This window comes from Methanosarcina sp. DH1 (assembly GCF_020804205.1).
Lineage (GTDB): Archaea > Halobacteriota > Methanosarcinia > Methanosarcinales > Methanosarcinaceae > Methanosarcina > Methanosarcina vacuolata.
The window spans coordinates 385,201-399,493 of record NZ_WJBJ01000005.1; the positions used below are offsets into that span (position 1 = coordinate 385,201).

16 protein-coding genes are annotated in these 14,293 nt (G+C 40.8%); 4 read left to right on the forward strand and 12 right to left on the reverse strand.

Annotation, left to right across the window (positions count from 1 at the left end):
- Positions 1-159 precede the first annotated feature (159 nt).
- Together FXW07_RS03360 and FXW07_RS03365 are read right to left on the reverse strand one after the other, a co-directional pair.
- Positions 160-546, reverse strand: coding sequence for a 4Fe-4S binding protein (locus FXW07_RS03360; RefSeq protein WP_229393750.1), 387 nt, complete (start codon positions 544-546; stop codon positions 160-162).
- 2 nt (positions 547-548) lie between these two features.
- Complete coding sequence (locus tag FXW07_RS03365) at positions 549-2,051, reverse strand: L-aspartate semialdehyde sulfurtransferase (RefSeq protein WP_229393751.1); 1,503 nt, start codon at positions 2,049-2,051, stop codon at positions 549-551.
- 338 nt (positions 2,052-2,389) lie between these two features.
- Between FXW07_RS03365 and FXW07_RS03370 the strand changes: the two genes are divergently transcribed.
- Positions 2,390-2,833, forward strand: a complete 444-nt coding sequence (locus FXW07_RS03370; RefSeq protein ID WP_229393793.1) for an FAD synthase — start codon at positions 2,390-2,392, stop codon at positions 2,831-2,833.
- Between the two features lie 87 nt (positions 2,834-2,920).
- Here the strand turns inward: FXW07_RS03370 and FXW07_RS03375 are convergent, their stop codons facing one another.
- The 10 genes from FXW07_RS03375 to FXW07_RS03415 all read right to left on the reverse strand — a co-directional run bounded on the left by FXW07_RS03375 (position 2,921) and on the right by FXW07_RS03415 (position 8,881).
- Positions 2,921-4,063, reverse strand: a complete 1,143-nt coding sequence (locus tag FXW07_RS03375) for a pyridoxal phosphate-dependent aminotransferase (protein ID WP_229393752.1) — start codon at positions 4,061-4,063, stop codon at positions 2,921-2,923.
- A gap of 52 nt (positions 4,064-4,115) precedes the next feature.
- Complete coding sequence (gene ribH, locus FXW07_RS03380; RefSeq protein WP_048119176.1) at positions 4,116-4,520, reverse strand: 6,7-dimethyl-8-ribityllumazine synthase; 405 nt, start codon at positions 4,518-4,520, stop codon at positions 4,116-4,118.
- Between the two features lie 44 nt (positions 4,521-4,564).
- A complete protein-coding gene (gene ribC / locus FXW07_RS03385; protein WP_048119173.1) occupies positions 4,565-5,023 on the reverse strand; it encodes a riboflavin synthase in 459 nt (152 codons plus the stop codon).
- A gap of 99 nt (positions 5,024-5,122) precedes the next feature.
- Positions 5,123-5,326: a hypothetical protein gene (locus FXW07_RS19480; RefSeq protein WP_346655616.1), complete on the reverse strand. Its 204-nt coding sequence runs from the start codon at positions 5,324-5,326 to the stop codon at positions 5,123-5,125.
- Positions 5,327-5,348: 22 nt separating this feature from the next.
- A complete protein-coding gene (locus FXW07_RS19485; RefSeq protein WP_346655617.1) occupies positions 5,349-5,699 on the reverse strand; it encodes a hypothetical protein in 351 nt (116 codons plus the stop codon).
- A gap of 537 nt (positions 5,700-6,236) precedes the next feature.
- The gene (locus FXW07_RS03395; RefSeq protein WP_048119163.1) at positions 6,237-6,797 is read right to left on the reverse strand and encodes a CBS domain-containing protein; all 561 of its coding nucleotides are present in this window, start codon (positions 6,795-6,797) and stop codon (positions 6,237-6,239) included.
- Positions 6,798-7,117: 320 nt separating this feature from the next.
- On the reverse strand, positions 7,118-7,276 hold the full coding sequence (locus tag FXW07_RS03400; RefSeq protein ID WP_229393795.1) for a hypothetical protein: 159 nt from the start codon (positions 7,274-7,276) through the stop codon (positions 7,118-7,120).
- Positions 7,231-7,374: a hypothetical protein gene (locus tag FXW07_RS19445; RefSeq protein ID WP_346655622.1), complete on the reverse strand. Its 144-nt coding sequence runs from the start codon at positions 7,372-7,374 to the stop codon at positions 7,231-7,233. Before FXW07_RS19445 ends, FXW07_RS03400 begins: the two co-directional genes overlap by 46 nt.
- Before the next feature lie 339 nt (positions 7,375-7,713).
- Positions 7,714-8,364, reverse strand: coding sequence for a flavodoxin family protein (locus FXW07_RS03410; protein ID WP_048119157.1), 651 nt, complete (start codon positions 8,362-8,364; stop codon positions 7,714-7,716).
- 250 nt (positions 8,365-8,614) lie between these two features.
- Positions 8,615-8,881 (reverse strand): winged helix-turn-helix domain-containing protein, encoded by a 267-nt coding sequence (locus tag FXW07_RS03415; RefSeq protein WP_229393753.1) that lies wholly within the window; start codon positions 8,879-8,881, stop codon positions 8,615-8,617.
- A gap of 1,476 nt (positions 8,882-10,357) precedes the next feature.
- On the opposite strand from FXW07_RS03415, the gene FXW07_RS03420 reads away from it, so the two are divergent.
- From FXW07_RS03420 to FXW07_RS03430, 3 genes are all read left to right on the forward strand, one after another.
- Positions 10,358-11,143, forward strand: coding sequence for a winged helix-turn-helix domain-containing protein (locus FXW07_RS03420; RefSeq protein ID WP_229393754.1), 786 nt, complete (start codon positions 10,358-10,360; stop codon positions 11,141-11,143).
- Between the two features lie 75 nt (positions 11,144-11,218).
- On the forward strand, positions 11,219-13,825 hold the full coding sequence (locus FXW07_RS03425; RefSeq protein WP_229393755.1) for a histidine kinase dimerization/phosphoacceptor domain -containing protein: 2,607 nt from the start codon (positions 11,219-11,221) through the stop codon (positions 13,823-13,825).
- Between the two features lie 23 nt (positions 13,826-13,848).
- Positions 13,849-14,262 (forward strand): response regulator, encoded by a 414-nt coding sequence (locus tag FXW07_RS03430; RefSeq protein WP_229393756.1) that lies wholly within the window; start codon positions 13,849-13,851, stop codon positions 14,260-14,262.
- Positions 14,263-14,293 lie beyond the last annotated feature (31 nt).

Below are 14,293 nucleotides of genomic sequence, written 5' to 3' on the forward strand. Positions count from 1 at the left end.
GGAAAGAAAAAGAGAAAGAAAAAGAGAAAGAGAAAGAGAAAGAAAAAAGGAAAAAAAAGGGAAAGAAAAAGGGAAAGAAAAAGGGAAAGAAAAAGGGAAAGAAGAAAGAGAAATAAACAGATTGCCAAGGAAAGGGCCGTGATTCGGTCTTCCCTTTCTTCATTCTCCCAGTTTCAAAGCCCCATGCGGACACATCTTAATGCACACGCCGCACTGGATGCACTTCTTTTCATCTACCAGGACGTTCCAGGAGTCGTCAAAAGAATACACATTCATTGGGCAGACTGAAATACAGGCTCCACACTCAATGCATTCTTCCTCGTCCCTGTGAATAGGCCTATCCAGGATGGAAACGATAGCTCCTCTCGATTCCAGGGCATTTTTGATTCTATCGAACTTGAGATCGTTCACGTCGGCTATCAATTCCCCATAGGTTGAATCGATATTTGCAACCATTATATTAATCAGGATTCCGGTTTCGACTATGGACTCGGAAATAATGGGGTTATGGATCCTTTCGGTAGGAATGGTGATCTTGATTTTCATGTTCAGTACCTCCTGGCAAGAAGTTTGCTGATATTGTCACTTGTTATTATTCCGAGAACCCGTCTCTGAGCATCGATCACCGGCATTGCAGATACCCCGTAACGGTCCAGCCGTCTGGCTGCAAGATCTACAGGCTCATTCGGAGCGCAGGTAAGCACCTTTTTCGTCATAACGCTCTCTACCGAATCAAAGCAATTCTCTGCAACGGCTTTTGAGATATCCCAGGCAGTCAGGATCCCAACCAGTTCCCCTGCATCTGAAATCACAGTCAGATGATTGAAAGAATTCTCCCAGATTTTCTTTGCAGCGTCCTGGACAGTTTGATCTCTTTTGATGGTCACAATAAAACTGGACATCACATCTTTTACAAGAGGCACTGCCTGAGTTTCTTTCATGGGTTTAGCAGACCCTTCAGCACATAGTCTTTCCACAGGCATGCTGACAAAGAATTTCCCGTGCTTAACCCACTGCTTTAACTCATTTGCAATCTTTCTCGCATTCTTGAAACTGGAAAGGGAAGATGTGGGCACGTCTTTTCCGTCAATCTGCACCGAGCCTGACCTGAGCTCAGCATAATTTACCTCTCTGACAATCGGTTTGTCCCGGCTTCCCACAGCATAGTCCTGGATGGTGGTAACAATATCTTCATCACGAACTGCAGTAGCAGCAGCAAGTTTTTCGTTAAGGATAGGGATGGGAATTCCGATTCCCATGTAAAGAGTGGCACCGTATCCGGTAAAGGAAGCAGCCCTCAAATAATCAGGGTTCATCTCTTTCAGGTTACCTTTAAGCATAAGAGTTCCAAAACCTGAAGAAGGAGAATGCTGAGTTCCATTCCCTATAACATAGCCCTGGGCTCCTCCCATGAAAATCCTTGTTCCCATGCCTATAGTTTCATAGCTTGGGTCATTTGAGAGAGGAGAGAGTACGCCTGCCCCCGAATAAGTTACATTTCCAAAATTAGGCAGAAGCTCACCCATATAAGTATTTAGAATCCTTTTGGAACTGTTGGTTGCTGCTGCATATTTCTGATAAGCGTTCCTGGGGTTAAGAAGAATGGCTTCATTAAGGTCTTCAAGAGAGACTATCGTATCAAGCACTTTCCTTGGATAACAGTCCGTCCCATATGAAGTCGCATGAACATCTATCTCTTTGCCCCTGAGGAGGTCTTCAATAACATGAGCTCCACCATACTGAATTCCTCGTGTATCTGATATCTGGGCAGCCCCCAGGTAAGCGTCTACAGCTGCCAGTCCGCTGTATGCTTCCACATTGTTGAACCAGATCTTCTGGATTTTTATGGGAGGCTCGGAATGACCCAGGTTAAGCATTAAGCCGGATGAACACATAGCTCCGAATGTGCCTGTAGTAACTACATCTACTTCTTTTGCAGCCCCTTCAGCGCCAAGCTCCTCAACAATTGTGACCATTTCCTCAGCTGTCACTACATTGACGCTTCCATCTTCAATTTTTCTATTAATCTCATGAACCGATTTTTTAACCATTGGGGGTCTCCTCTTTTTGCAGATTTATATGAATTGTAATATTTATTATAATTATATATTACTTATGATAATGTAAAGGTAACAGCCCTGTCGGAAGACGTAAAAAGCTGTGCCTGAATTTGATTTATTATCAGGTTTTCAAGTTAATATCCTGAGCTCAATAAATAATATTCATAATTATGAGCCATATATATTACTTGCGATAATTTGGAAATTCTCTTACTATAAAGTCAAACTATAAATGATATAACAGTTCATGTGGCAAACAGTTTGAACAATCAGTAGTTCTTCTCATACTCCATGAAGGTTAATTTCAGTAAGTTTCTTATGCTTAAAGGATATACCCGAGGCCAGGTGATCTGTTGACACGTATACTTGCTACCGGGACTTTTGACCTTCTCCATCCCGGACATATTTATTTTCTGACCCAGGCCCGAGCTCTTGGAGATGAGCTTTTCGTTATTGTTGCGAGAGACTCAAATGTAACTCACAAGCCAAAACCAATTGTGCCCGAGGAGCAGCGGCTGGAGATGGTAAGTGCATTAGGAATAGTAGATAAAGCGCTTCTTGGAAGCGAAAAAGATATGTTTGAACCCCTGAAGCAGATCAGACCGGATATAATTGCCCTGGGTTACGACCAGCGTTTTGACGCCGAACTTCTGGAAAAAGAACTTGCTAAAAGAGGGCTTCCTGCAAATGTGGTAAGAATTCCACTTTCAAAAGAATGCCCACTTTGCAGTACAGGTGCAATCATAAAAGAGGTGCTTAAACGGCATGGGTAAATTTGCACCCTACCGTTTCTCGATTTGATTGCACCTGTTATCCTTTACTCATACCTTTTTTCAGAAAGATAATTTACTGGATTTAATTCAGGAAAATACCTTTTCAAGTCTTTCAAGAGCTTCCCTGATTCGGTCAATCGATGTTGCATAGGAAATCCTGACGAAATCCTCACCAGACGAACCAAACGCAATTCCAGGAGTAACTGCAACCTGAGCTTCTTTCAGGAGACGTTCTGCAACCTGAGTCCCGTTTCCATACTCGCTGACATTAGCAAAAGCATAGAAAGCTCCATCGGGCTTTTTACATTCAAACCCCATCTTATTCAGGCCGTCGATAAGGACATCGCGGCGTACCTTAAAACGGTCAACCATTGCTTTAACGCTGTCCTGAGGGCCCTGAAGGGCTTCAAGCCCACCGTACTGAACAAACGTAGTCGCACTGCTTACCGAATGAGACTGAATTTTAAGTAGAAGTTTGAGAATTTCAGGAGGAGCAGTCAGGTAGCCGAGTCTCCAGCCTGTCATGGCATATGCCTTGGAAAAACCATTTACGGTGATAGTTCTTTCCTGCATTCCATCAAGGCTACCAATGCTGATATGCTCCCTGTCATAGATAATTTTCTCATAAATCTCATCTGAAACGACTATGAGGTCATGGTCAATTGCAAGATCCGCGATACATTGCAAAGTCTTTTTCCCGAAAACTCCACCTGTTGGATTTCCCGGACTATTTACAACAATGAGCTTGGTTTTATCAGTGATGTATTCTTCAAAACTGTCAGGGATGAAACCTTTTTCAGGGACTGTCGGAACCCAGACTGTTTCCGCCCCTGCAAAACGTATGCATGCATCATAAGTTACCCATGAAGGATTAAACAATAGAGCCTGGTCCCCATCATCGAGAACGCCCATCATTACCTCAAAAATTCCCTGTTTTGCTCCGGGGGTGACAAGTACACCTGCTTCGGTTACATCGAGGTTATTTTCCGTTCTCAATTTTTCGGCAATGGCGGCCCTTAATTCAGGAATACCTCCAGAAGGGGCATAGTGGGTTTTTCCCTCATACATAGCCTTTGCCGCAGCATCGCAGATATTCTTAGGGGTATTGAAATCAGGTTCACCAAGGCTGAAATTGATTACGTCTGTACCCTCTTTAATCATTCTGGTTGCAATATTGGAGATCCTTATCGTTGCGGATTCTTCTACACGCTTGAGCCTTGCGGATGACATAGGGATGGTCCTGGTTTATTACATTTGCTAGTTTATTTAGATAATATAACATTCACAGCCGCCGCACCAGCTTTACTGCAGCTTCAACGGCCCTCTTTGCATAGTCCACACGTTCATGAGCCGCCATGCGGGTCATACCTGGGCCAGGAATTCCAAGAGTTACAGGCTTATTGAACTCAAGAGAAAGATCCATGATCTTCCTTGCAGCGTGCTGCATAACCACCTGGTCATGGTCGGTATCACCTTCGATTACGGATCCTATAGTAACCACGGCATCGATGTCTTCCCTCTGGCAAAGCTTCTTGATCGCAAGGGGCATGTCAAAGACTCCTGGGACAAGAATAGTCTCTTTAACTGTTGCCCCCAGGAACTCCGCATGTTCTCTTCCAAGCAGTTCCATCTGATAGGTCAGATCCCTGTTAAATTCAGCTACAACAAATCCTAGGCTGATAGTCATCTGATAAGGTCTCCAGTCTTGTTTTTACATAAATTGATTCACGTTCATAATGGGCCTGCGTCCTCAAAGCCTTGCCTTTGGCCGGTACCGGCTTCTCGAATTAGCTTTTCAGGCTTGAAGAGCAGTTTGATTACATTTAAAGCGTGCTCTCGGGTCCTTCTGTCCATAAGGAAAGCAAGTTCCTTTTCATCCTTTCCTTCATTTTCATGGACAAAGACCTCGATAATATGGGTATTGGTCATGAGCTGGGCCATAATAATGCCCTGAGAAGCTTCATGAGCACAGATTTTGTCCTGTTCCTTAGCTCCAGGCATACCAAGAGCCATAACGATATCGCACCCTTCTTCTTCAATAAGTTTTTTGGCTGCGACCGGAAGGTCCTTTATCCCTGGCACAGTAACTCTTTTGATTTTTACAGACACATTTTTTTGTATCTCATCAATTGCCGCACGTCCCATATTATAGCGTGCGAATGTGGTATCTGCAATTCCTATTGTGGGCATGTAAATCCGATCGGAATTTCGGTTAAAATCTTATAAGGGTTTTCCTGAAAAGAGCTGGCAGATATTGTTCTACCTGTATCAAATCCATAATTATCCTTTTCAGGCTCTGTCAAGAACCCTGGTTGCAGCTTTTATACCTGCTCCCAGGAGATCAATGTAACCACGCTTATTCAGCACGATCTCCAGCTGCGGGGTGGTCGAAAGCACATCTCTTCCGGTTGCATTACCCATGCAGCCTATTCTGAAAATCTTGTTTTTAAGACGTTCCTTCCCGCCTGCAATAATTACTCTTCTTGCCTTCATATCCCTCTTTATATCCTCACCATTAACACTTGTGGGAGCCTTTATAGAATACAACTGGGACAACGTCCGCATAAATAGCTACAATATCTTTAAAACGCTCTCCGAACTTTCCGTTTTCTATGGCAATAACTTTGTCTCCGCTCCCATCCAGAGAACCGACAGCATATTCCAGTCCCGCCGTTCCCGAATCGCTTAACACGAAAATATCATTATTTGTCTGGAAAACGCTGGAAAGAATTTCCCTGCAATCTGTACAGATTCCGGCAAACTCCGCACTTCGATGGTTGCTCATCGGTTTTGACACAGCTCTAAGGACTCTCGGTGTAACAGTTACGGAACCAGGCATCATGAGAAGGTTATCTTCCAGATCCATATATCATGCTCCACATTTTTTAAAAATTTACTTTAATTTAATATATAATTAAATTTTAATATTTGATTTAATTAATCTGAGTTTATTTTTTTATTTAATCCAAGTTTATTTTTTTATTTAATCCAAGTTTATTTTTTGATTAAATTAATCCGAGTTTATTTTTTAATAGAATTTAATATTTGTCCTTAAATCTAATTCAAATTATTTTTGAGTTAATATAATATTAGATTGTAGTTATAAAGTGTTTTAATATTTCCGTTTATATCTGTTTAAAGAGTTTGTATTACACTTACAGTAATAAAATACTGCAAATTTGAAATAATTCAGAGTAATATCGTTGTGATACGGTATACTTAAAAGGCCCTGCAGCATCTTATTCAAGGAGTTTGTCACAGGACTATATCAGTTAAGTTATTTTGCATGGTTAAGCATTATTCCGAGTTAGAGATCAGGTTTAATTGGATTCTAGTATATAATTATGTGCTTTTCAAACCCTGATCCCGAATACCGCTCTATAAGGAGAACGGATTTTGCGAATCAGCCCTGGAGAAGCGTCATTACATCATGTTTCGTCACAACGCCGATAACTGCCCCTTTTTCTACGACCAGTACGGCAGGATTTCCTTCCAGCATGTGCGACACGACTGAGATAGAGATACCTGGAGACACTGTTGGGAAGGCCTCTCCCATTATCTCAGAGACTTTCATCTGGGAAATTGATTTTTTCTTACTTTCGGCCATCAATTTCACTATCATGTCTTCGGAAACACTTCCAACCGGAATGCCACCATCAAGTACAGGGACCTGTGAAAAACCATGCTTCTGCATCAAGTTTACTACTTCTTCCACAGAATCGCCTGGAGAAACATGAATTACAGGGGAATGCATAAGATCTATTATAATAATCTGCTGTTCCTTTTCAACTTCCTCAAAAGCGTCAAGGATTTTCCTGACAGTCGAAAGCCTGGGATCTACGTCTCCCGATTCTATACGAGCTATAAGGGGCTGACTTACTCCTGCCCTTTTAGCCAGATCGCTCTGGGTAAGCCCGAGTTCATTTCTTCTTTTTTTAAGATCTTCGGGTGTTGGAAGCTGCATGTATATTACCGATAGTAATTATTATATTTAATATCATTGGTTAACATAATTTGTGAAGTTAAAAAATAGTTGATATTAAATTCAGAGAATTATTCTCGGAAAAAATCCACAACATAACAGGTGATATTAAATTAAGAGGAGTTTTCTCGAAAAAACTCTATGAAATAACTGGGTAAAAAATGGAAGTTAAAAATATTCAGTTAAAAAACAGATAAGGCAAACATAGTATTTAGAAAATTAAATAAGTTGTGACTGAAGATCCAGTTTCTTTTATTGCTTTAAGGAAGTGTTTCTGCTTAACATTTTTTGTGTGAAGATCCTCACGCAGAACAAGCCTTCAGAACAAACCTTCTTGCTTTTTTACATAAGGCTGCAATGTCTGCACCTGTATACTGATTGGTCATAGAAACGAGCTTTTCGATATCAATATCCTCTACAGGCTCCATTTTTCGGTATGGACTTTGAAGATCTCCCTGCAAGCTCCTTTATAAGGGATCGGAAAAAAGATCAGTTCATCAAAACGTCCTGGCAGGATAAGTGCAGGATCAATAACGTCAGGGCGATTGGCTGCACCAATTACTACTTAGCCCCGAGCTCTTCAAACCCATCTATTTCTGAGAGATGCTGATTAAGGACTCTTGCCGTAACCTGAAGCTCATTATAGAAACCCTGCGAGTGGGTGCAAGTGAGTCAAGTTCCTCCAAAAAATTATTTAAAGAGCGCCCTGCCTTGCCCGTGTAAAAGACCTCAGCTATCGCCTATTCGGTTAATGCCTTTTCCAACATCCCATTGATCGGCTTCTGCAACTTTCAATTTTATCGTCGTTTTATCGCTATCGACCAAATAATACCCCCATCTAGCAGTAAAAGTGTTCAGGACTTTGTGAAAAGATCAAACGCCCTCAGATAGGTCAGCATCAGTCGCTTACCTTTTTTGCCTCCTCATCAAGTTTCTTTAAATTGGTAGGGATAGGGTTTTCTTTGAGCAGCTTTGCAAAATATGCCAGATTGTGTACCATATATCTGGCTGTCCGATTTGTATAGAGATGCTTATCTCCCCCGGCTTCTATGTAACTTGGACCCGGCCCGGCATCACCAACCCAATAACAGTCTGCATTTGGAGGGACAGTGCAGCCCAGATGGGTAAGGCTAAAGAGTATAGTTGAACAGACATCGTGTGCCCCATCCTCGTTTCCTGTAACTATTACTCCTGCAGCCTTTCCATAAAGAGGATACTGACCGGTTTTGGGATCTCCTTCCATATAAGTTCCATCCAGCCTCTCAATTACCATCTTTGCCACAGATGAGAGAACTCCAAACCAGATGGGAGTTGCTATAACAAGAATATTACAGGCTTTTATCTTCTCAAGGATCAAGGGCCATTCATCGCCTCCTCCTTCATCTGAGGAAATCCCAAAAGCCACGTTATGATCCACAACCCTTATCACTTCACTTTCAACACCAAGTTCATCGAAGATAGCTACTGCCTTGTCAACAAGAGCGCGAGTATTTGATACCCGGGGCGATTTTTTCAGAGTGCAATTTAAAAAAAGTGCCTTAATCACCATAGTATATATGTTTCCAAACTGCTTTTATTTATATGAGGGCGCATTATAATTTAGAAATGCTATTTCGAATTACTCACCAGGCGCTTATCCTCACCTGATCTTTGGGCTGAGTCAAATAAGAGTAACTCAAGAAAAAAGATGGACACGGAAAAAGTCGATTTCAAGTGTAATTTTAAGATAGTAAAAATGAAAAATTGAAAATAAGAAAAAGATGGGAAAATTTAATAGAAAGTAAAAAGATAAAAATCTTTTAGAGCTTGAGTTCCTTAGCCATTTCCTGAAAGACTTTTCCTTTGTCAGTAGTGATGAAAAGCCCATTTTCATGTCTGATAAGCTCTTTTTCTTTCAACATTTCAAGGTATTTCTGGGCGATATTGAAGTTCAGATTTACCTCATATACAATATGAGTTTTCTTGGCCCCGTTCATTGCGACTCTTAAAATATCTACTGCGATATCAGTCCTGCTCCTTCTCTTAATACTGACTCCCCCACGGTAGTTTATAAATAATCTTTGCAAGTAGTTACACTTTAAAAATATTAAAGCATATCTTTTTGTAGGTAACAAAGATTCTAAATCTTTATCGTTCTCCTTTCTATATAACAATTTCAGTTCTATATATAATGTCAAGTTATAAAGAAAAAAGATTTGAACGGACAAGTTCTCTTTTACGGCTAGAGAAAAAAAAGAAATTGCCAGAAATAAATTGGAAACAGCCCTCAGGGAATCTTTTTAAATAAAATTAGAATTAACAAAGAGTACATATTAGACACTAAAATCGTAGAAAACAAAATAAGAAGTTGCGTAAAAAGATGCACTCATACCCTTCAAAATACTGAAGCGATTAGTGAATAATTTAGCTAAAGGAAGTTGTCCTGAGATTATAACTTTGCTTCATGCGTCTTCAATTAAGTTAAGAATCGTGACAAATTGCGTCAATTTTTTCAACATTTTTTAAATATGTTACTAAATTATGAGCTGGAACAAAATATTGATTTCATGTAAAGAAGCAAAAATTTAAGGCCGGCTTCTAATGCAAAATCGACAGTTATCAGGCGCAAAATCGACAGCTATCGGGCAAGAAAATTCTTTAACCCATGACCAATGGAGATCAAATATATTAAGAAATAGTTGTAGTGTTCCAAAATCAATTGTATAAGAGTAAAAGTTCCTTAACCGATGACCAATGAGAAAAAATTCAATACGGAGGTACCCAGAAGCTATGGCATTCCCACATACCACAGTTCTGGTACATTTTTAATGCATTTGCTGGAGTTTGGAGTAAAGAAAATTTCGGTTAAGCCTGAAATTTTCTTTTTTAGTTTTCTAGAAGTACCGTGAGTTTCAGCCAGATATTCACAGAGATTCGGCATGAATCCAGCAGTACTCTGTAATTTCATCTCAAAAGGATGAAACAATTTCTAGCGTTTTTTAATGTTTGTACTTTTAATCCGTTTTTAATGTGCCATTTTTAGTTCATTTTTATGTCGTTTTTTATTTCACCGTTTTTATTATTGGTGGTAATTTTATCCCGTTTTTTCGTATAATTTTTTAATTATTTTAGTGGTCACTTTATCCGATTTTTCTTGCCATATTTGGTTATTACGTGATCACTTATCCCGTTTTTAACGCCATTTTTAATTTATTACTTGCCCTTTCGGAAGTATTCATTGTTCTTTCAGGCAATTCTTTTTTGTTGGATTTGTTCTTGTTAACTGGCAAGTGACTTATCTATGGTTTCAATAATATATAGCCCGATCCGCGTTGCTCTTGCAAAAGTTTCGGGAAAAAGAAAGAGCTACATGCAGGTCCTAAGGTAGAGTGATTTTTTAATGACATTAAAATTTTCAACCGAATTTATCAAGACTCATGAATCCTTTTAGAACCTCTTTCAAAATTTTATTCAGAATGTGTTCAAACTCAAAAATTTTTAAATATAAATTGGATATAACATAATCTTTTAATAAAAGTACTTTCTATAAATATGAATTAACAATGAGCTCATCTTTGTGTGATACTATCTGGCTTTCTGAAAAAAGAAAAAATCTCCTTCTACTGCTTATGGAAGGTCCCAGGGACATTGAGCAAATAAAAACCTCTCTCAATGTGACCTCAAAGGCGATGATGCCTCAGATTAAAATCCTTAAAAAACAGGGCCTGGTCCTTCAGAACGAGAACACCTATATGCTCTCGGAGATTGGAAAACTTGTCGTAGGAAACATGCTCCCTCTCCTGAATACACTTGAAGTCCTCGAAGAAAACAAGGAATACTGGACAAGCCGAGACACAAGTGTCATACCCCAGGAGCAATTTATGCGGCTTGGAGAACTGGGGGAGTGCATGGTAATCGAACCCGATCTTAACCATCTTTTTGACCTTCCAAGGGAATTTACTGAAAATCTTATAAAATCCAGATGCATCATGAGTTCGCTTTCTTATTATCATCCTCTTTATTCGTCGCTTTATTCCAGGCTTGCAAAAAGCGGAGCCGAAATGGAAATCGTGCTTACAAAATCCGTATTTGATAGGCTAAAAAATGACTGTAGAGACGAGCTGGAAACCCTGCTCGACTCCGAGAATACGGTTGTTAAAGTCTGCGAGGAAAACCTGAAGCTTCCGACAATTGCTGTTACTGAAAAATTCATGTATATCTGCCTCTTCGACAAGCAGGGAAAATACGACCACAGAAAAGTGATGAGTTTCGATGCAAGCGCTCTTCGCTGGGGAAGGGAGCTTTTCATGCATTATAATGAATTGTCTCAAAAAGTAATCGAAATCTGAAGCATGCCTGGTCTTTACAGGCAAGACAGAAACAGGCCTTTCACCTTTCTTTAATAACTGGCTGGAGTTTTGACTATGAGATTTAATAATTTCCCCCTGAAATCAAAGCTAGTTATCTATATTGTTGTCGGGGTTTTTCTTGTTCTTGCAGTCTCTACGGCTGTAATCATCAGCACGGTCACTTCTCAGGAAGAAAAGCTGGCTTATCAGAAATCAATCGAAATGGCAAGCAGTTATGCAAACCAGTTCGACGCCGACATGAAAGCTAACAGCGCAGTTGCAAATACGGTTGCCCTTACAATGGAAAATTACAAGGCTTCCAACAGGACTGAGGTAATTGACATCCTTAAGAATATCCTTGAAAAAAATCCGAATCTGATTGGGGTTTATGTGGGATACGAGCCAAACGCTTTTGATGGCAAAGATGCAGAATATATTAACGCCCCAAGACACGATGCAACAGGCAGGTTTGTCCCCTATTGTAACAAGATTAACGGCAATCTTACGGTAGTGCCTCTTCTTCATTATGATTCTTCTGATTATTACCAACTTCCCAAAGCCAGAGGAGAAGATGTCCTGACAGAACCTTACTTTTATGAAGGCATATTCATGGTCAGCCATGTTTCCCCGATTTTCAAGGATGGAAAGTTCGTGGGGATAGCGGGAGCGGATGTCCCTCTGAAATATATGGACGAGGTGGTGAGTAAGGTCAAGGCATTTGATACGGGATATGCCTTCATGGTAAGTAACACAGGTGTCCTGCTCTCTTACCCTACACACAAGGAATGGATCGGGAAAAAGAGTCTTTATGATTTTAATTCGAAAGAAATAGCCAGAGCCGCATATGACATAAAAAATGGAACTGGCGGATATATTGAGACCGTGGACTCTACTACAGGCAAACCTGTTGTAATGTTCTACGAGCCTGTGCGAACCGGTGATCTCGCCTTTGTGCTTGTAATTCCAAAAGAAGAAATGCTTGCAGGTGTTGTTGATCTTCGGAACAGGCTTCTGGTTATTTCTGCGATTTCAATTCTCTTCATGGCTGCCCTTTCTTATATGATTGCCCTTTCTATCACAAAGCCGATAGATGAAATTGTTCAGGATTTCAAGAGTATCGCACAGGACGCAGTTAAAGGAAAGCTTGATGTCAGGGCAGATACGGATGTGGAGAGAGACTTCAGGGAAATCCCTATGGGCCTGAATGAAATTCTTAAAGCTGTAATTGTTCCAGTCAGAGAAAGTATAAGAGTGACCAATGCTCTTGCAGAAGGAGAATTAAAAGAAAGAGTCAATTTAGATGTGCAGGGAGAGTTCAGAGAACTCGGAAATACACTTGATAAATTCTCCGAAACATTGAACAGTATTATCGATGATTCAAATGCAGTCCTTACTGCATTCCAGCAGAATGATTTTAAGCGACCCATCAGTATCCACGGGAAGGGAGATTTCAAGCTACTTACTGATGGGATCGAAGAAACCCGCCAGGCTCTTGATATGATTACAACCCAGAGAAGAGAAGCGGAAAAAGCCCTTCTGGACTATGCAAAAGAACTTGAGCGTTCCAACCAGCTTAAGGAAGAGCTGGAAAGAGTTGTCAATACAAGTCCTGTAATTGTGTTTCTGTGGAAGTATGAACCCATGTGGCCTGCAGAGTTTGTTTCGGAAAATATTACCAGGCTGGGTTATGAGGTGGAGGATTTTACCTCGAACAAGCTTCTTTATGGAGATATTGTGCATCCCGAAGACCTGGAAAAGATGGCTGCCGAACTTGAGATGAACGTTGAAGCCGGCTGCACGGACTATACCTCAGAATATCGGATTCTCACAAAATCCGGGGAGGTCCGCTGGGTTGACGAAAGGACAGTTATCCAGCGCAGCAAGGACGGCGAAGTCCATCTTCAGGGCATTATTCTGGACATAACCGAGCATAAAAAAGCCGAGGATGCACTTCTCCAGATGGAGGAAATTCGCAAAAAAGAAATCCATCACCGCATCAAGAATAATTTGCAGGTGATTTCCATGCTTTTATATCTTGAGTCCGGAAATTTTACGGACAGGGATGTGATCGAGGCTTTCAGGGACAGCCAGAACAGGGTCAAATCAATGGCTCTTGTCCACGAAAAACTGTACCAGTCCGAGGATATGGTAAGTGTGGACTTTGCGGATTATATTAAGAATCTTGTAGATTATCTGTTCCAGTCCTACTCCCTGGACAGCAGGAAAGTGAGTTTGAAGCTGGATGTCGAAAAGGTTTTTCTGGGAATGGATACGGCTGTTCCCCTGGGAATAATTGTCAATGAGCTGGTCTCGAATTCCCTGAAACATGCTTTTGCCGGAGAGAAAGAAGGAGAGATATATATTGAGTTGCACAGAAATAGAGAAAACTCTACCTTGCAGGAAAAGAATTATGATAACTCCGGAAATACAAAAGTCATGCCGCAGAATAATGAACAGACTGGCCTTAACGGCGCAACAGGGGACAGGGAGGAGAAGTTAACCCTTATAGTTAGAGATAACGGCAGGGGATTCCCTGAGAAACTGGACTTCCGGAATACAACGTCCCTGGGACTGCAACTGGTAACAACGCTTGTAGATCAGATTGAAGGGGATATTAGACTCGACCGGAGCAGGGGAACAGGTTTCGAAATTAGTTTTTTTAAGGAGATGAATTCTAAATAGTGTGATTGTCGGAAGGAAGAAAAATGGCAGAAGAAAGAAAAAAGGCGGAAGGAAGAATCCTAATCGTTGAGGACGAGCATATCGTTGCAATGGGAATAAAAAAAATGGTAAAGAGTTTGGGGTACACGGTTACCGGTGTAGCCTCATCCGGAGAGGATGCCATTAGCAAAGCTGAGAGCACTTTCCCTGATGTCGTGCTCATGGATATCATGTTAAAAGGTAATATGGACGGCGTAGAAGCTGCAAGTGAAATCAGGGAAAGGTTTGATGTACCGGTTGTTTACCTGACTGCTTATTCTGATAATAAGATTCTTGAAAGGGCTAAGAAAACTGAACCTTTCGGTTATATAGTAAAACCTTTTGATGAGAAAGATCTGCACAGCAGCATTGAGATAGCCCTGCACAGGCACAGGAAGGAAAAAGAAAAAACGGAATAATTCAGGACGAGATAGAGCAGAACGAAAGATA

Bases quoted from the DNA above. Each gene is read 5' to 3' on its own strand.
- FXW07_RS03360 (WP_229393750.1), bottom strand. From the start codon at position 546: ATGAAAATCAAGATCACCATTCCTACCGAAAGGATCCATAACCCCATT.
- FXW07_RS03365 (WP_229393751.1), bottom strand. From the start codon at position 2,051: ATGGTTAAAAAATCGGTTCATGAGATTAATAGAAAAATTGAAGATGGA.
- FXW07_RS03375 (WP_229393752.1), bottom strand. From the start codon at position 4,063: ATGTCATCCGCAAGGCTCAAGCGTGTAGAAGAATCCGCAACGATAAGG.
- ribH (WP_048119176.1), bottom strand. From the start codon at position 4,520: ATGACTATCAGCCTAGGATTTGTTGTAGCTGAATTTAACAGGGATCTG.
- ribC (WP_048119173.1), bottom strand. From the start codon at position 5,023: ATGCCCACAATAGGAATTGCAGATACCACATTCGCACGCTATAATATG.
- FXW07_RS19480 (WP_346655616.1), bottom strand. From the start codon at position 5,326: ATGAAGGCAAGAAGAGTAATTATTGCAGGCGGGAAGGAACGTCTTAAA.
- FXW07_RS19485 (WP_346655617.1), bottom strand. From the start codon at position 5,699: ATGGATCTGGAAGATAACCTTCTCATGATGCCTGGTTCCGTAACTGTT.
- FXW07_RS03395 (WP_048119163.1), bottom strand. From the start codon at position 6,797: ATGCAGCTTCCAACACCCGAAGATCTTAAAAAAAGAAGAAATGAACTC.
- FXW07_RS03410 (WP_048119157.1), bottom strand. From the start codon at position 8,364: ATGGTGATTAAGGCACTTTTTTTAAATTGCACTCTGAAAAAATCGCCC.
- FXW07_RS03420 (WP_229393754.1), top strand. From the start codon at position 10,358: ATGAGCTCATCTTTGTGTGATACTATCTGGCTTTCTGAAAAAAGAAAA.
- FXW07_RS03425 (WP_229393755.1), top strand. From the start codon at position 11,219: ATGAGATTTAATAATTTCCCCCTGAAATCAAAGCTAGTTATCTATATT.
- FXW07_RS03430 (WP_229393756.1), top strand. From the start codon at position 13,849: ATGGCAGAAGAAAGAAAAAAGGCGGAAGGAAGAATCCTAATCGTTGAG.